The organism is Sorangium sp. So ce1014 (assembly GCF_051521505.1).
Lineage (GTDB): Bacteria > Myxococcota_A > Polyangia > Polyangiales > Polyangiaceae > Sorangium.
Window position 1 is genome coordinate 3,194,640 of record NZ_CP150356.1, and the last position, 15,406, is coordinate 3,210,045.

The 15,406-nt window shown below is 72.7% G+C and carries 11 protein-coding genes; 3 read left to right on the top strand and 8 right to left on the bottom strand.

Annotation, left to right across the window (positions count from 1 at the left end; genetic code table 11):
• Positions 1 to 97: 97 nt before the first annotated feature.
• The 8 genes from WME75_RS12325 to WME75_RS12360 all read right to left on the bottom strand — a co-directional run bounded on the left by WME75_RS12325 (position 98) and on the right by WME75_RS12360 (position 10,077).
• Positions 98 to 1,237 carry a site-2 protease family protein gene (locus tag WME75_RS12325; protein ID WP_437490028.1) on the bottom strand — a complete coding sequence of 380 codons (1,140 nt, stop codon included), beginning with the start codon at positions 1,235 to 1,237 and terminating at the stop codon, positions 98 to 100.
• A gap of 306 nt (positions 1,238 to 1,543) precedes the next feature.
• On the bottom strand, positions 1,544 to 2,851 hold the full coding sequence (locus WME75_RS12330; protein WP_437490029.1) for a hemolysin family protein: 1,308 nt from the start codon (positions 2,849 to 2,851) through the stop codon (positions 1,544 to 1,546).
• Between the two features lie 220 nt (positions 2,852 to 3,071).
• Positions 3,072 to 4,139 (bottom strand): 3-deoxy-7-phosphoheptulonate synthase, encoded by a 1,068-nt coding sequence (locus WME75_RS12335; RefSeq protein ID WP_437490030.1) that lies wholly within the window; start codon positions 4,137 to 4,139, stop codon positions 3,072 to 3,074.
• A 263-nt stretch (positions 4,140 to 4,402) separates the two neighbouring features.
• A complete protein-coding gene (locus WME75_RS12340; RefSeq protein ID WP_437490031.1) occupies positions 4,403 to 5,197 on the bottom strand; it encodes an RNA polymerase sigma factor in 795 nt (264 codons plus the stop codon).
• A gap of 234 nt (positions 5,198 to 5,431) precedes the next feature.
• Positions 5,432 to 6,784: an RNA polymerase sigma factor gene (locus WME75_RS12345; protein WP_437490032.1), complete on the bottom strand. Its 1,353-nt coding sequence runs from the start codon at positions 6,782 to 6,784 to the stop codon at positions 5,432 to 5,434.
• A gap of 45 nt (positions 6,785 to 6,829) precedes the next feature.
• Positions 6,830 to 7,897 (bottom strand): hypothetical protein, encoded by a 1,068-nt coding sequence (locus WME75_RS12350; RefSeq protein WP_437490033.1) that lies wholly within the window; start codon positions 7,895 to 7,897, stop codon positions 6,830 to 6,832.
• Between the two features lie 90 nt (positions 7,898 to 7,987).
• Positions 7,988 to 8,485, bottom strand: coding sequence for a hypothetical protein (locus WME75_RS12355; protein ID WP_437490034.1), 498 nt, complete (start codon positions 8,483 to 8,485; stop codon positions 7,988 to 7,990).
• Between the two features lie 557 nt (positions 8,486 to 9,042).
• Positions 9,043 to 10,077: a hypothetical protein gene (locus WME75_RS12360; RefSeq protein WP_437490035.1), complete on the bottom strand. Its 1,035-nt coding sequence runs from the start codon at positions 10,075 to 10,077 to the stop codon at positions 9,043 to 9,045.
• Between the two features lie 451 nt (positions 10,078 to 10,528).
• On the opposite strand from WME75_RS12360, the gene WME75_RS12365 reads away from it, so the two are divergent.
• The 3 genes from WME75_RS12365 to WME75_RS12375 all read left to right on the top strand — a co-directional run bounded on the left by WME75_RS12365 (position 10,529) and on the right by WME75_RS12375 (position 15,372).
• Positions 10,529 to 11,374 (top strand): hypothetical protein, encoded by an 846-nt coding sequence (locus tag WME75_RS12365; RefSeq protein WP_437490036.1) that lies wholly within the window; start codon positions 10,529 to 10,531, stop codon positions 11,372 to 11,374.
• 227 nt (positions 11,375 to 11,601) lie between these two features.
• Entirely contained in the window at positions 11,602 to 14,676 is a 3,075-nt protein-coding gene (locus WME75_RS12370; protein ID WP_437490037.1) for a DEAD/DEAH box helicase, read from the top strand.
• Positions 14,677 to 14,787: 111 nt separating this feature from the next.
• Positions 14,788 to 15,372, top strand: coding sequence for a hypothetical protein (locus WME75_RS12375; RefSeq protein WP_437490038.1), 585 nt, complete (start codon positions 14,788 to 14,790; stop codon positions 15,370 to 15,372).
• Positions 15,373 to 15,406 lie beyond the last annotated feature (34 nt).

Sequence of the window (15,406 nt, forward strand, 5' to 3'; positions counted from 1 at the left end):
CGCGGATCTCGCCGGCGCGCGCCGCGTCGCGACGGCCTCGCTCGCCTCAGGCCGGCGTCACGGCGTCACGGCGTCGCGGCGTCGCGGCGTCAGGGCGTCACGTAAATTGCGTGCGCGGCGCTGCCGGCGACGCGGCGCCGCCCAGGCGCGAGGCCGGCAGGAATTGCAGCAGCGTGAGCGCCTCGGCGATGTCGTCCTGGCTGATGAGACCCAGGTATCGTTCACCGTCGTACACCGCGACCACAGGGGTGCTCTTCTCGGACATGAGGTGCATGACCTCGTCGAGCGAGCGGTCCGCGCTCACGCGGGCGACGTCGCGCCGCATGACCCCGGCGACATAGGCGTTGCCCGCGCCCTCGCCGAGCGCGCGGACCACGTCGGCCCGCGTCAGGGCGCCGATCGGCTGCCCCTCGAGCAGGACGGCGAAGTCGGTCTGGTACGTCGTGAGGATGTGCTCGGCGGCGTCGCTCACGCGGTCGCAGGGCGACAGCGCGATCGCCCGGCGGTTGTAGGCCCGCCCGACGGAGACGCCGCCGAGGATCGACCTCGCGCGCTCCGTGGCCCGCTCCTGGGTGGCGCCGAAGAACACGAGCACCGAGATGAAGGCGAGCACGAGGTGGCCCGAGAGCACGGCGACGGCGAACAGGGCGACGGCGAGGACCTGCCCGATCGCGGCGGCCGCGGCCGTCGCGCGCGCGGGGCCGATGGCCATCGAGAGGCCCGCCCGGAGCACGCGCCCGCCGTCGAGGGGCAGCGCCGGGATCATGTTGAAGACCGCAAGCGCCACGTTGGCGCCGAGGAGCCAGAGGAGCGCCGTCTGCAGCGAGGGGCTCGCCCCCGCCCCGAGCGAGGGGAGCTCCGAGAGGACGCCGAGCGCGCCGGTCACGACCAGGAGGACGGCGGCGAGGACGACGTTCACGGCGGGGCCGGCGAGCGCGATGAGCAGCTCGTGGAGCGGCTTCCGCGGGCGACCCGCGAACATCGCGACGCCGCCGATGGGGAGGAGCAGGATCTCGCGCACGGTCAGCCCGAAGCGCCTGGCCACGAGGCTGTGACCGAGCTCGTGCAGGGCCACGCAGGCGAAGAGCGCCAGCATCAGCGCGGCGCCGAACAGCGCACCCCGGGCGCCGTGGCGGTCGCTCCACTGGAGCGCCCCGACGGCGACGATGAGGCCGAAGGTCGCGTGCACGTTGACGTCGATACCGGCGACCCGGGCGACCCTGAATGACCACTTCATGGTGTCTGGCTCCTGCTGGATGCGCGCGAGCGGCGCGTCACTGCGCGGGAGAAGCCGACGACCGCGCGCGCCTGGCGGTGCGGCCGGGTCGCTTGGTCATGAGATCTCTCGATGCCTGCTCGACGATCCTTGGACCTGCGAAGCAATGCGCGTACCGGGTTTCACGGCGGCGGCGGGCCGGGCGAGCGGCGTGTCTCCGCGGCGCCTCGCCGCAGCGGGGCATTTCGCACCGGGCATTCGAGGCGAGGTGTTTGCGCGGGAACATCGAGCGGGAGAGCGCGCCCGAGCAAGGCGGGCCGCGCTCGCTCAGCCCGCGCCGCGCAGCTCCTCGTCCTCGGGCTCGACCGGCGCCGGGGGCGGGATGCGGACCCGCACCGTGCGGATCTGCCGGGGGCTCGCGTCGACGATGTGGAGCTCTACCCCGCCCGGGGTCCTGAGGACGTCGCCGGGCGCGGGGATGCGCCGGGCGAGCCCCATGCAGAGGCCCGCGACCGTGGACCAGCGCACGTCGTCCGGCAGCTCGATCTCGAGCTGCCGGTTGAGGTCGTGGACCGGCATGTCGCCGGGCACGAGCGCCGACCCGTCCGGCTCGCGCCGGATCGTCTCGGCGGGGGGCGGGTGCGCCTCGTTCTCGGCGAAGATCTCGCCGACGAGCTCCTCGACGAGGTCCTCCATCGTGACGATGCCGATCATGCCGCCTTGCTCGTCCACGACGACGGCGAGCTGGAGCCGGCGCCGCTTCATCTCGGCGAGGAGGTCGACCGCCGGGATCGACGCGACGACGAAATAGGCCGGGCGCAGGATGCTCTCCAGCGAGAACTCCCCGTCGCCCCAGAGGAGCGCGAGCAGCTCCGGCATCGTGACGTAGCCGATCACGTTGTCGTTCGATCCCTCGTAGACCGGCATCCGCGTGTGGCCGTGCTCCAGCACGATGCGCCGGGCCTCCTCGGCGGTCGTCTCGCGCGGGAGCGCCACGACGCGGAGGCGGGGGAGCATCACCTGGAGCGCGGTGAGCCCGGCGAAATCGAGGGCGCGGGAGGCGATCTCGCCGGCGCGCTTGTCGACCGAGCCCGCCTCGGCGGCGTCGTCGACGATCTGCTGGATCTCCTCGGGCGAGATGCGCGCCTCGACGAAGTTCGTTCGATCGCCGAAGAGCCTCAGCACCAGGTTCGAGCTCGCCGTGAGCAGCCACACGAGCGGGCGGGCGAGCGACGACAGCCCGCGGAGCGGCGCGCCGACGAGCAGCGCGTACCGCTCGGCGCTGCGGAGCGCGAGCGACTTCGGGACGAGCTCGCCGAGGACGAGCGAGAGGAAGGAGACGAGCGCGACCACCGCGGCGAGCGCGAGCTCGTCGGCCGCGTCCCCGATCCACGGCACGGCGCGGAGCACCGGCGCGAGGTCCTTCGCCAGGGTCGACCCGCCGAAGGCGCTCGCGGTCGCGCCGACGATGGTGATGCCGATCTGCACGGTGGCGAGGAAGCGCTCCGGGTTGCCCCGCAGGCGCTTCACCGCGCGCGCACGGGCGCTCCCCGACTGCACGAGCTGGTCGAGCCGCGTCTTGCGGATCGTGACCACCGCGATCTCGGCGCCCGAAAAGAAGCCGTTCACGAGCACGAGGGCCAGGATGATGAGGATTTCCGAGAGGATGACGTCTCCCTCCGAGGGGCTCCGGGGACATAGCGCGTCGCCCGCCGGCGCGGCAGCGGCGCGGAGCGCGCAGCGGACGCGGCCCGGCGGACAGCCGGAGCCGCGCCGCTAGCCGAAAATTGCGCTCAAGATGGAATTATTTGAGAGGAACAAGCGCGCGCGCCGGGCGGCGCTGGGCGCGGCGGGGTCACGCCGCCTTGCTGGCCCGCCGGTCCCGCACCCCCTGTGCGAGGAGCTCGAGGACCGGCAACGTGTCGTTCCAGCCGAGGCAGGCGTCGGTGATGCTCTGGCCGTAGGTGGGGAGCTTGCCCGGCGCGAGGTCCTGCCGGCCGCCGACGAGGTGGCTCTCGATCATGACGCCGAGGAGGTCGCGCGAGCCGGAGCGCAGCTGGTCGGCCAGGCTCTCGGCCACGATCCGCTGGCGGGCCGGGTCCTTCTGGCTGTTGCCGTGGCTGCAGTCGACCATCAGCCGGTGCGGCAGGCCCGCCTTGGTCAGGCGTTCGGCCGCATCGCGGACGTGCTCGGGCGCGTAGTTGGGCCCGCGCTGCGAGCCGCGCAGGATCACGTGGCACGCCGGGTTGCCGCGCGTCGCCACGATCGCCGAGATGCCCTGCTTCGTGACGGACAGGAAATGGTGCGCCTCGCGCGCGGCCCGCACGGCGTCGACCGCGATCTGGACGTCGCCCTCCGTGCTGTTCTTGAAGCCCACGGGGCAGGAGAGGCCGGAGGCGAGCTCGCGGTGGACCTGGCTCTCCGTCGTGCGCGCGCCGATCGCGCCCCAGGAGATGAAATCGGCGATGAACTGCGGCGAGATCGTGTCAAGGAACTCGGTCGCGCTCGCGAGGTCGAGCTCGGCGATGTCGCGGAGCAGCCCTCGGGCGACGCGGAGCCCCTTGTTGATCGAGAAGCTCCCGTCGAGGTCGGGGTCGTTGATCAGCCCCTTCCAGCCGACCGTGGTGCGCGGCTTCTCGAAGTACACGCGCATGATCACGACAAGGTCGTCGCTCAGCCGGTCGCGCGCCTCGCGGAGCCGCGCCGCGTACTCCAGGGCGGCCTTGGGGTCATGGATGGAGCAAGGGCCCACCACCACGATGATCCGGTCGTCCTCGCCCGAGATCACGCGCTCGGCGGCCCTGCGCGTGAACGCCACCGTCTCGGAAGCGGCGGGGCTGACGGGGATCTCTTCGATGAGGATCGCGGGGGGGATCAGGGGCCTGAGCCCTGCAATACGAAGGTCGTCGGTCGAGTAGTACATCGTTGAGGTTCCAGCATAGCGCGATGCGATATGCCCCGACTACCCACGCGTGGGACGGAAGCGCTTTCTCGGTCCGGATCGGCTCCGGTCCGTTCCGATCAATTCGGTGCCGGCCGGTGCTGACCGGGACTGATCGGCACCGAACAATTCCGATCGGCTTGAAGATTTGTCTCGCGGGTGCTCGAGCGCGGCAGGGGCGTCCGGGGCGCGCGGTTGCGGGCCGGCGCGGGCGCGCCTCCGGCGGCGCCGGCGGCCTTCGCGGCTCATGCGCTCGCGGGCGGGCGCGCCTGCTCGGCGTCCGAGCGCCGGGGGAGCAGGGCGCTGCGCGGGGGAATGCGGCAGGGAACCGACGGCTGCTTCGTGCTCGCGGCGGTCGCGCGGGCGGCTCGCTCGGCCGTCCCCCGTCGCGCGGTCTTCGCCGGCCGTGCGGCCTTCGCCGGCCGCGGGGCGGGCTCCCCGGCGTCGCTCCCCGCCGGTCGCGGCGGTCGCTTTCGCTTGTGCTCGGCGCGGGGCTCCTCGATCAGCGCGCGCAGCGAGGCGATCGCGCGCGTGCGCCACTTGTACGCCGTCGACAGCGGGATCCCGTGCTGCTCGGCGACCGTCGCCATCGGCACGCCCTCGATGTCGTGCTCGATGAGGATCCGCTGCTCTTCCGTCTGCAGCGACCCGAGCCGCGACAGGATGAGCGAGCGCGTCTGCTCCGCGTCGATCTGCTCCTCGGCGTTCGGGCGCTCGTCGGCGACGCGCCGCGGGGCCCGGCCGGAGGAGAGCTCCTCGCGCCGGTGGTGTGCCCGGTCGCGGTAGTGGGCGGCCACGTGGACCGTGATCCTGTTGAGCCACCTCTCCGGCCGCGCGCGGAGCGGATCGTAGGTGGGGAAGCTCTGGTATCCGGCGAGGAAGACATCCTGGAGGATGTCGCGCCGGTCGCGGCGTGGGACCCCGAGCCGCTTCAGCCAATTCCATACGGAGTCGTAGGTCTTCCCCCGAAAGAGCCGGACAAAGGCGCGCTGTCTGTCCAGCGGCATCGACGGAGCGAGCGTGTGGTTCAATTGTCCCATGCTCGCTTAATTAGGAGGACCCGATCCCCCATCTCAAAAAAAGCCATCCTCCTCTCAAAAATGATCTCCTGTGCGCACCCCGAAGCGCCATGGACGGGAGAGCACAGCTCGGCAGCTCGGGAAGCGCCGGGCCGCATGTGGAGTGGCGGACAGGAGGAAGGGAATCGGCATGGCGCCGAGGACGGCAGGACGACCCGGAGATCTCTTTTCTCGGCGGCCTGGCGGCTTGGCGGTTCAATTCATTCTCGTCGGAGCATCGCGCTGGAGCGCCGGCGAGGTTGAAACGGCTGTGGCTCTGGCGCGGAGCGCGCGCAGCGCCGCGTTCCTCTCGGCGGTGAGGCGGCCCGCAGGGAAACGCCGCCGGTGCTCGATGAGGTGGCGGTTCGCCTCGGCGTAACGGCCCTTCGAGAACGCCGTGATCGCGCCGTCGATGAGGGCGCGCTCCGCGGCGATCTCCTCGTCGCTCGATGCAACGGCCCGCCTCGCGGCGGGCACGGCAGCGCCGCCGGCCGGACGGATCGCGGCCTTCCTGCCGGCGAGCGCTGCGCTGCTCGCTGGCGAGAGCCCGACGACAGCGCCCGGGGCGCCCGCGCTTCCGCGGTCCCGTGAAGCGTCCGCCGCGGCAGTTGCGCCGGGCGGAGGCGGCGCGGCGCCCGCGGACGGCGGCGGCGCGGAGGCCTGCGGCGCGACAGCGGCGGACTGCGCCTGCGGCGCCGCGATGGCGGCCAGGGTGGGGGAGGTCGCGGCGCGCTCGCCGGCGGAGGCCGGGGACGAGGCGGCGCGCAGCGCGCCGAGCGCGATCGCGACGACCGCGGCGGCGGCGGCCAGCGGGACCGCGACGGCCGCGGCGGCGTGGAGCGCGCCGGCCGCGCCGGAGCGCGAGGCCGAGCCGCCGGCGAGCCGCTGCGGCGAGAGCGCGCGGCGCGCTGCGCGGTAGATCCGCGCGAGCAGCGAGCGCGCGACCTCGCGACCCGCGCGCGCCTCCTGGACGAGCGCGCCGGCGCTGAAGGGGATGAGCGCGAGCCCGCGGCCGCGATGACGCGCCTGCCAGCGACGCCTCGCCGCCTCGAGGTCGACCCAGGCGAGCCGGTGCCGGCTCCACGCGGTGCTCAGGGGAATCGAGAGCTGCTGGGCGATCTCGGCCATCTCGATCTCCTCGAGCTCGTGGGCGACGAACACGCAGCGGCGCTCCATCGGCAGCTCCTCGAGCAGCTGGTCGAGCACGCAGCGCCGGTCCCTCGCGATGGCGCGCTGCTCGGAGTCGGGGGTGGCGTCGGGCAGCTCCGCGAGATCGTCGAACGGTCGGAGACGCTCGCGACGGCGGTGAGCCCGCCGGAAATGATTCGACGCCTGGTGGGTCGCGATCCCCATGAGCCAGGACCGCACGCTGCCCCGGCTCGCATCGAACCGCGGCAGCGCGCGGTAGGCGCCGGCGAGCACCTCCTGGGCGACATCCTCGATGTCCTGCGCGCGCACCCCGAGGCGGGCGAGGTAGCGGGCGATGAACGAGAAATGTTCCTCGGCGATGTTCAGCATGATGGCGTGGGATGGCTCCACGGACGTGCTCTTGCGTGACGGTGACCCCATTTCTTTTCCCCCTCGAGCGCGGCGACGTCGCCGTCGCGAAGCTGGTCAATGCGGCGCCCCCGTGCCCCGAGCAGGGGGAACGCGCCGCGCGGGCGCATCGCGCCGCGGGCTCAGGTTCACGTCCACCCGGAGACCGACGAGCCCGCCGGGCGCCCGCGGGGTCCAGAGGACCCTTGACAGGCTCTCGATGCGGAGCTCCGTGAGTCGGAGCACGAGATCGCCATAGAGCTGCACGCTGATCCGATCGGAGAGCGGCATCTCGACGCCGACGCGCGGCCCCGTGGCGAGCCAGAGCGACGGCGTGTTGACGAGCTCGATGTGGATGCCGGAGCTCTTCACGACCCCGATCGACACGAAGGCGCAGGCGAAGAGGCGACGGATCTGGGAGCACGGGATCGCGTTCGCCGCCGCGAACCAGGTCGAGACGAGCTTGTCCCCGTCGACCTGGGCCGTGCTGGGCCAATGGACGTTGCCTTCGAGGCCGAGCGAGAAGGACGGATAGCGGAGCGCGACGTGGAGCGCCGTCCCGGCGGTCGTGTCCGGCAGGTTCCCGAACACCACGACGCCGGCGAGGCCGACGCTGATCCTGGGCCACGCGGGCTGCACGGGCGCGCTGGCCGCAGCCTCGGCCGGACGCGCGGGCTCGGGGAGCGGGGCGGGCGCGGGCTGCACGTTCAGGCTCGGATCGAGCGCGACCCGGAGCGAGAGCGCCATGTTCATGACAAGCTCCCTGCAGTCGTCGTTGTAGGCGACAAGGTGCCGCGACCACGTGATGGAGCCCTCGGCGTCGTGGAGCTCCATGGCGGCGTGCACCTCCCTGCCCGGCCCGCGAAAAACAAGCGCCTTGGCCTGCAAATCCGCATCGGGCTCCACCGGGTCGTAGCCGAGCTGCCTGGCCATCTCCTCGCGCAAGAGCCCCTCGTCCGGACAGCGCTCGGTCCCCGGCGCGCGCCGGTACTCGAGCTGCACCGCGGCGCGGGGCGGCGCGGCGCCGGCGCGCCAGGGCGCGAGCAGGACCGCGGCCGCCGCGACGAGCCACGCGGGCCCCCGGCCCCTCGGTCGCCCCGGCGTCGCCGCCCTGGCCCCGGTGTTTCCTGATGAAGCTGCTGACATGGTGCTCATCGCGGGTGATGACCGTTCGTTCAGTCCAGTGCCGACGACGAATCGGCCGCGCCCCATCGAGGAGCGACCAGGGTGTCTCTGCTAGAAGGCGTCCACGGGGAGCACGAGCCCCAACCCGATCACCCCGGAGAGCGGTGGGACCCGCCATACCTCTCTGCCGTTCACCCAGAGCGACGGGCGGCTGTGGTTCGTGTGCAGCTCGGCGAACCCGCGCAACGACAGCTGCTCGGAGAAGCGCCAGTCCCCGGCGGCCCGCAGCCCGATCGAGCTGACCCAGGGCTTTCGTGCCTGAATGCCGACGCCGGGGTCGCTCGTGATCTGCAGCTCGCCGGCATCGAAGACGGCGCACACCGACAGGACCCCGCGATGGCCGCAGATGTCGAGCGTCGGCATCGCCAGGCTCGCGTGGACCACGACGCCGTCCGCAAAGGCATCCGTCAGGGCGGTGAGCATGCGCGCCTCGACGGCGATCGACAGGCTGGGCCAGCGGAACGTCGTGGCGAATGAGGCCCCTCCGGCGAGCGCGGGCAGGAGGCCCACCGCGAGCAGCGGCGACGCGGAGATCTCGCCTCGCAACATGTCGTCTCCCTCCTGCGTCTCCCGTCGCGATTCAGACCGAGGCGTATCGGCATGCACCGGGGTCGTTGCCAGGAAGACAGCGACCATGGCGGCGCAACCGGCGCGTAGCATCGGCGTCCCGGCTAGGGCGGGATCTGTGCCGCATCGCGCGGAGGGAACACCTCGACCCGAAGCACCCCGCTGCCTCCCATCCGGACGCACCACCCCGACATGTGCCCCCCCTCCCTAACGTCTCCGGCGCCCGTGGGACAGTGCACCTCTGCCGCGTGGCGGAGGCGGGCTGACGTCGCCGCTCCCACGTTGTGATCCTGTAGATACTGACTTTGGAGCGCACGTAAAGGCTTTTGTGCGCGTGTCAGATCGCTCGGTGACCCATTGCGTTCTGGTTTGTTTATTTCTCTCTATCGAGAGAATTTTTGTCAGGTCAGTCGAACCCCGCACTCAGGATCTTCTCGCCGTGCCATCGGGTCTGGTTGTGCCCGACCCTGGTTCAGGGGGAGCCCGGGTCGCGCCCGGGGCGGCACCGACGACGCGTCCTTGGCGAGGGGGGTCAGCCGTCACTTGTTCTCGTCCGGACGTGTCTGGCAGCAAAACGTGGTCGGACCGGTGAGGATGATCTCGCCGTCCACCTCCCCGCCTCGCGGCTCGCAGCGGCCGGGGTTGTTGACGTGCCAGACCGCCTTCATGCTCTTGGGCTGGACCCCGGGGACCGGCGTGAGGCAGCCCGCGTTCTTGCTCGACGCCACGCCGGCGGTGAGCACCTCGCTGCACGCCTCGTCCCGGAAGGAAAGGAGTATCAGAGAGCACGCGCCACCCTCGGGGGGGTCGCACGCACACGGCGTGCAGCGGCGCTCGTCTCTCAGGCTGTTGTAGAGGACGACATTCTCCGGATAGTCCTGCGGGCAGGTCACCTCGCCCTCGCCGAGATGCATGATGCACTGCGAGAAGTTCTGCTGCTGCTCCTCCTCCGCGGCCGGAACGCACGTCTTCGGAGAGATGCAGGTATCTTCCGGGAGGGTGCCCGCGCAGGCTTTTCCGGAGCGATACCAACGCGAGACGAGGAGCGGCACCGGAGGGGGCTCGATGCTGGGCTCGCACGAGCTCATCCGGGGCGAGCCCAGCAGGAGCGACTTGCGATCGCTCGCCAGAGCCTCGCTGGGCACCACGCAGGTGCCGCTCAGGATGTCCCGGGCGTCCTGCTGCCCCAGCTCCGCTCCATCGCACCTCAGCGAGGCGGCCGTCCTGAGGTCGTCGGACAGGGCACACGCTGGCTCGCTGCACCGACATGGGTCGCACGCGAAGGGGATATCAGGGCTCTTGTGTCCCACGTACACCGTGCTCGGGGCGTTGGCAGGGCACTGTGGCTCATCCACCGTCCTGCCCACCCAGAGCAACGCAGGGCCGTCGAAGCCCTCTGGAGCCGGGTTGACACACAGGCCGGCGCATGTGCCGCATTTCACTATGCACGCGTCGGGGTCGAGCGCCGTTCTGCATTGTTCCGCGCACGTCTGGTGAGTCGTGCCGCCGAGCATCTCGCAACCTACGAGGCACGCGGTGAACAGCAGCGCAAGCGCGAGATCGGTCCTCTTCATGAGACCTCCTTCTGGGGCGAAGCTCGCAGCCCTCGACTTACTACAGATCCGGAGGTTCCAGGCGAAATCGATCCGGGTAATGCGAGGAATGACGCTGCGGGACGCATTACGGAGCCGGCTGGCGAATTCTACGTGTTCGTGAAGGTGGGCAGTTTTTGTCAGCTGCGCGGGGTGGCTGGGCGCAGCGACGCGTTTTGTGAAATGAAGGTTCATCGCATCACGTAAGCTCTCAGCGGCCGCGCGCGACCTCGCACAAACACGCGCAAACACGCGCAAACACGCGCAAACACACGCAACGACGTCGTTGGTGGCCGGCACGCGGTGCGCCGCGCCTTCCGGTTCCCGGGCGGAGAGCCGCGCTCCCCCTCGTTGCCTAGCGTCCGATCGCTGCCGGGCGGCGGCTGAAAGCGCTCGCGGAGCGCGCGCTTGCTGCGTTAGGCTCTGCATCCTGATGAGTGGGGATCCACCGGATACCGAGCCCGCGCTGCATCAGGCGGCGCCCCGTCCTCAGGAAGAAATCGGCTCGCGGGGGGCGGCGTGCGGCGCGCCGGTCCCGTCCGCGATCGTCCTGCTCTCGTCGGGTCGGTGCTACGAGATGGAGGCGGCCGTGGCGGGCGATCGGCTGATCGTCCGCGGAAAGGACGGCGAGATCGTCCTGCAGATGGAGATCACCGACGCCGGCCCGGTGCTGTCGTTCGCGGCGCCCGACGGCGAGCGCCCCGGCTCGCGGCGGGGCGCCCGGGGGGGCGAGTCGTCCGTACCCCCGAGGCGCGCGGCCTCGCCGCCGCTGTCCGCAATCGTCCCCCTGTCGAACGGGAAGGGCTACCCCTCGGAGGGCGAGGCCGCCGAGCCCGTCGCGGTGCCGCGGGCCATGCCGCTGCCCTCGATCAAGCCCCCGAACGAGACCGAGCTGATCGAGCTCGACGGCGGCAACGCGGGGTCGGGGGTCACCCTCCGGCGGTCGCCCGGCGAGCCCGGCACGGCCAGCACGGCGCCGGCCGCGCCCGCGCCGTCGGGCCTCGCGGCCCGCGAGCCGGCCTCGGAGCAGGACGTGCCCAGCAAGCGGAGCGCGCTGCCCTCGCTCAGCCTGCAGCAGTACGCGGCCCTCTGCGCCGAGTCGTCGGTCGGGCTGGCGTCGTCGTTCGATCGGGCGCTGCTGCGCCACGGCATCGCGGACCGGGACCTGTGGAAGGCCGTCGATCGCAGCTGGCAGGACCGGCTCGAGCGCGAGCCGATCCTCACCCTGCGCTGGATGGAGCTCACGACGCGCTACCGCGAGCACCTGACGCGCCGGTAGAGCCCGTCGCGTCAAGCCACGCGCAGTGCGAATTCCTGCTACAGCAGCGCCCCGCCCTTGCAGGGCAAGCTCCTGGAATCTGGAAGACGAGGCGGCGGAAAAAGACGCCCGAGCCTCTTCCCGTCCTCTCCGTCTTCCTGTGTACATTCTCAAGAAGTGGCGCCGGTCCCCGGCGAGCGCGCGTGCGCGCGTTCCGCCAGGGCAGGTCGTCGGCGTCTGGAGTCGCTGTGCAGGGTCTTCTCGAAGCCATCAGAAAAGCCTGTCTTCCGGGCCTCTGGTCCCAGGGCGTGAAGCTCGCCCGCGAGGGCGCCGCCTTCGGCCGGGAGGACCGCGGCGATTCCGTCGTGGTCCGCGTCAAGGCCGCCGGCCAGCCCGTCGCGCCCACCGTCACCCTCTACCCCGCGGACGCCGAGTGGACGTGCGACTGCGGCGGGAAGGTCGACCCCTGCGCCCACGCCGCCGCGGCGGTCATCGCGCTCGCGCAACCGGCGGCGCAGGGCCAGCCGGCGGCGCAAGGCCAGCCGGCGGCGCAAGGCCAGCCAGCCGCGCCCGGCCAGCCGGCCGCGCAGGGCGGCGCCGCGGCCGTGCCCTCTCCGGCGGCGCGGCTGCGGTACCGGCTCCGGCGCAAGGGCCTCGTGCTCGCCCTCGAGCGGATGATCGTCCACGCGAACGGCGCCGAGGAGCCGCTCCGGATCTCGCTCGCCAGCCTCGCCGGGCGCGCCGTCAGGGCGCCGGTGGGGGCCGAGCGGCCGGGGCCGAGGTTGCCCGAGCTCTATCCGACGCACGAGGACCTCGCGGTCGATCGGCTCGTGGGCACCAAGCAGCACGGCTACTTCCCCTCGGATCGCCAGCCCGAGCTCTTTGCCGCGCTGGCCGGCGTCGCCGACGTGGAGCTCGACGGCGCGCCCGTCCGCATCTCCAGCGAGGCGATCGGCCCCCGCGCGACGGTGCGCGATCACGACGACGGCGTGGCGCTCGTCGTGGAGCGGGACCCGCGCATCGGCGAGGTGATCGCGTCGGGCGTCGTCCGGTGCGGAGGCACGCTGCACCTGCTCCGGGAGATGGACCTCACCGGCCCGAAGCTCGATCGGCTGCCGCTCCGGCGCGTCTTCTCGCGGGGCGACCTCGGCAAGCTCGTGACCGAGGTCCTGCCGGAGCTGACCAAGCGCGTCCCGATCACCGTCCAGAGCCAGCGCCTGCCCCGCGCGGGCGGCGCCTCCCGCCCGCGGATCCTCCTCGAGCTCAGCCAGAAGGATCACACGCTGTCGGTCGTGCCCAGCCTCGTGTACGGCGACCCGCCCGAGGCGCGCATCGAGCACGGCCGGCTCGTGCACCTGTCCGGCCCCGTGCCCGTCCGCGACGAGGCCGCGGAGCGCGTGCTGCTCATCCGGCTGCGCGACGAGCTGCACCTCATCCCGGGCCGCCGGGTCGACTTCGACGGCGCCGAGGCGATCCGCTTCGCCTCGCGCCTCGAGGCGTGGGACGCCCGCGCCTTCGCCGAGGCGCGCGGCGAGCTCTTCGGCAAGGCCGAGCTCGTGCCGCGCTTCGTCGTCGACGACCGCGCCTTCGACGTCGAGTTCGAGCTCTCGACGGGGCGCGAGGAGGGCGATGCCGCCGGCGCGCCACCGAAGCGCGCGGACGCCGCGGCCGTGATCCGGGCGTGGCAGGACGGCCTGCCGCTCGTGCCGCTGCTCGGCGGCGGGTGGGCGCCGCTGCCCGCGGCGTGGCTCGAGAAGTACGGCGCGCGCGTCGCCGACCTGCTCGCGGCGCGGCGCGACGACAAGGAGGTGCCGCCGGCGGCGCTCCCGGCGCTGGCCGCCCTGTGCGACGAGATCGAGTACCCGCGCCCGTCCGGCTTCGACAAGCTGATGCCGCTGCTCGACGGCTTCGCGTCGCTCCCGGAGGCGCCGCTGCCGGCCGACCTGACCGCGACGCTGCGCCCCTACCAGCGCCGCGGCGTCGACTGGCTGTCGTTCCTGCGCGACGCCGGCCTCGGGGCGGTGCTCGCCGACGACATGGGGCTCGGCAAGACGCTGCAGACGCTCTGCGCGGTGCGCGGTCGGACGCTCGTCGTGTGCCCGCGCAGCGTCGTGCACAACTGGGCCGACGAGATCCGGCGGTTCCGCCCCGGCCTCCGGTTCGCGATCTACCACGGCGCGCGGCGCGCGCTCGATCCCGCGGCCGACGTCACGCTGACGACGTACGCCGTGCTCCGCAACGACGTCGAGCTGCTCGCGGCGCAGGCGTGGGACATCGTGGTGCTGGACGAGGCGCAGGCGATCAAGAACCCCGACAGCCAGGCGGCGCGGGCGGCGTTCGCGCTCCGCGCCGAGCTGCGCGTGGCGCTGAGCGGCACGCCGGTCGAGAACCGGCTCGAGGAGCTCTGGAGCCTGCTCCACTTCACGAACCGCGGCCTGCTCGGCGGGCGCGGCGCCTTCCAGGAGCGCTACGGCCGGCCGATCGCCGAGGGCGCGGCCGGCGCGGCGGCAGAGCTGCGGCAGAAGATCCGCCCCTTCGTGCTGCGGCGCATGAAGCGCGAGGTGGCGCCCGAGCTGCCGCCGCGCTCGGAGATGGTGCTCTACTGCGAGCTCGAGGAGCCCGAGCGCGAGCTCTACGAGGCGGTGCGCGCGGCGACGCGCAAGGACGTGGTGGAGCGGCTCGCGCAGGGGGCGAGCGTCATGGCGGCGCTGGAGGCGCTGCTCCGCCTGCGCCAGGCGGCCTGCCACCCGGCGCTGATCCCGGGGTCGAGCGCCGGCCCCGCCGACGCGGCGGCGGCGGCGGCGTTGCGGAGCGCGCCTTCCTCCAAGGTGATGCGGCTGCTCGCGGCGCTGGAGGAGTGCGTGGCGGGCGGCCACAAGGCGCTCGTCTTCTCGCAGTGGACCTCGCTGCTCGACCTCGTCGAGCCGCACCTCACCGAGGCCGGGATCCCGTGGAACCGCCTGGACGGCTCGACGCGCGACCGCGCCGGGGTGGTCAACGCGTTCCAGTCGCCGGGCGGCCCGCCGGTGATGCTCATCTCGCTCAAGGCGGGCGGCACCGGCCTGAACCTGACCGCGGCGGATCACGTCTTCCTGCTCGATCCCTGGTGGAACCCGGCGGTCGAGGATCAGGCGGCCGATCGGGCCCACCGCATCGGGCAGCACCGCCCTGTGCTGGTCCACCGGCTCGTCGCGAAGGACACGGTGGAGGAGGGGATCCTCGCGCTGCAGGATCGGAAGCGCGCGATCGCGGGCGCCGCGCTGGGCGAGGCGGACAGGGCGGTCTCGCTGACGCGGGACGACCTGCTCGCGCTGCTGGGGTAGCGCGAGCAAGGGGGGGAGCGCGCGCCTCGCCGGGGCTCGTCGCGCGTCCGGCGTCATGTGCAGGTCACGTCGCCGGCTTGCGAGGGTTGAGCCTCCATGGGATGAGCGGCCATGATGCGAACGGTCATCCTTCCCCTCGCCGCGCTGCTCACGTCGCTCGCTGCGTGCACCGTCAACAGCCCGCGAGAGCCGGCGCCCGAGCCGCATCCACCGGCCTCGCCCGCGGAGCCCTCCGAGCCGCCGACGACGCAGGCGCCGACCGCGCAAGGACCGACGACGCAGGCGCCGACGACGCAGGCGCCGACCGCGCAAGGACCGACGACGCAGGCGCCGACCACGACGGCGCCGACCGCGGCCCCGGGGCCCGGCGGCGACGACCCGCTGCTCGGCACGTGGAGGTCCGCGGCGTGCGGCCCCCGCAAATACGAGCGCGTGCTCGCCTTCGCGAAGGGCGGCAGCTTCACCGCAGAGGATCGCGTCTCGCCCTGTCCACCGAAGGTGGCGTGCGTCTGGTCGGGCATCGTCCAGCGCAAGGGAGCGTTCAAGCGCTCCGGCAACGCCCTCTCCCTCTCGGTCGCCGAGGCGTCGCGGGGACCGGGCGGCCAGGAGTTCCCGACCACGCTCACCGTCGACGCCGCGACGGGCGCTCCCGTCGAGGCCGGCGAGGGCGGCGAGCCTTGCCCTTACCAGCGCTGACCCTCCGCGCGCCCGGGCTCTCGCCGGTGCGGTC

Bases quoted from the DNA above. Each gene is read 5' to 3' on its own strand.
- WME75_RS12325 (WP_437490028.1), bottom strand. From the start codon at position 1,237: ATGAAGTGGTCATTCAGGGTCGCCCGGGTCGCCGGTATCGACGTCAAC.
- WME75_RS12335 (WP_437490030.1), bottom strand. From the start codon at position 4,139: ATGTACTACTCGACCGACGACCTTCGTATTGCAGGGCTCAGGCCCCTG.
- WME75_RS12340 (WP_437490031.1), bottom strand. From the start codon at position 5,197: ATGGGACAATTGAACCACACGCTCGCTCCGTCGATGCCGCTGGACAGA.
- WME75_RS12345 (WP_437490032.1), bottom strand. From the start codon at position 6,784: ATGGGGTCACCGTCACGCAAGAGCACGTCCGTGGAGCCATCCCACGCC.
- WME75_RS12350 (WP_437490033.1), bottom strand. From the start codon at position 7,897: ATGTCAGCAGCTTCATCAGGAAACACCGGGGCCAGGGCGGCGACGCCG.
- WME75_RS12355 (WP_437490034.1), bottom strand. From the start codon at position 8,485: ATGTTGCGAGGCGAGATCTCCGCGTCGCCGCTGCTCGCGGTGGGCCTC.
- WME75_RS12360 (WP_437490035.1), bottom strand. From the start codon at position 10,077: ATGAAGAGGACCGATCTCGCGCTTGCGCTGCTGTTCACCGCGTGCCTC.
- WME75_RS12365 (WP_437490036.1), top strand. From the start codon at position 10,529: ATGAGTGGGGATCCACCGGATACCGAGCCCGCGCTGCATCAGGCGGCG.
- WME75_RS12375 (WP_437490038.1), top strand. From the start codon at position 14,788: ATGATGCGAACGGTCATCCTTCCCCTCGCCGCGCTGCTCACGTCGCTC.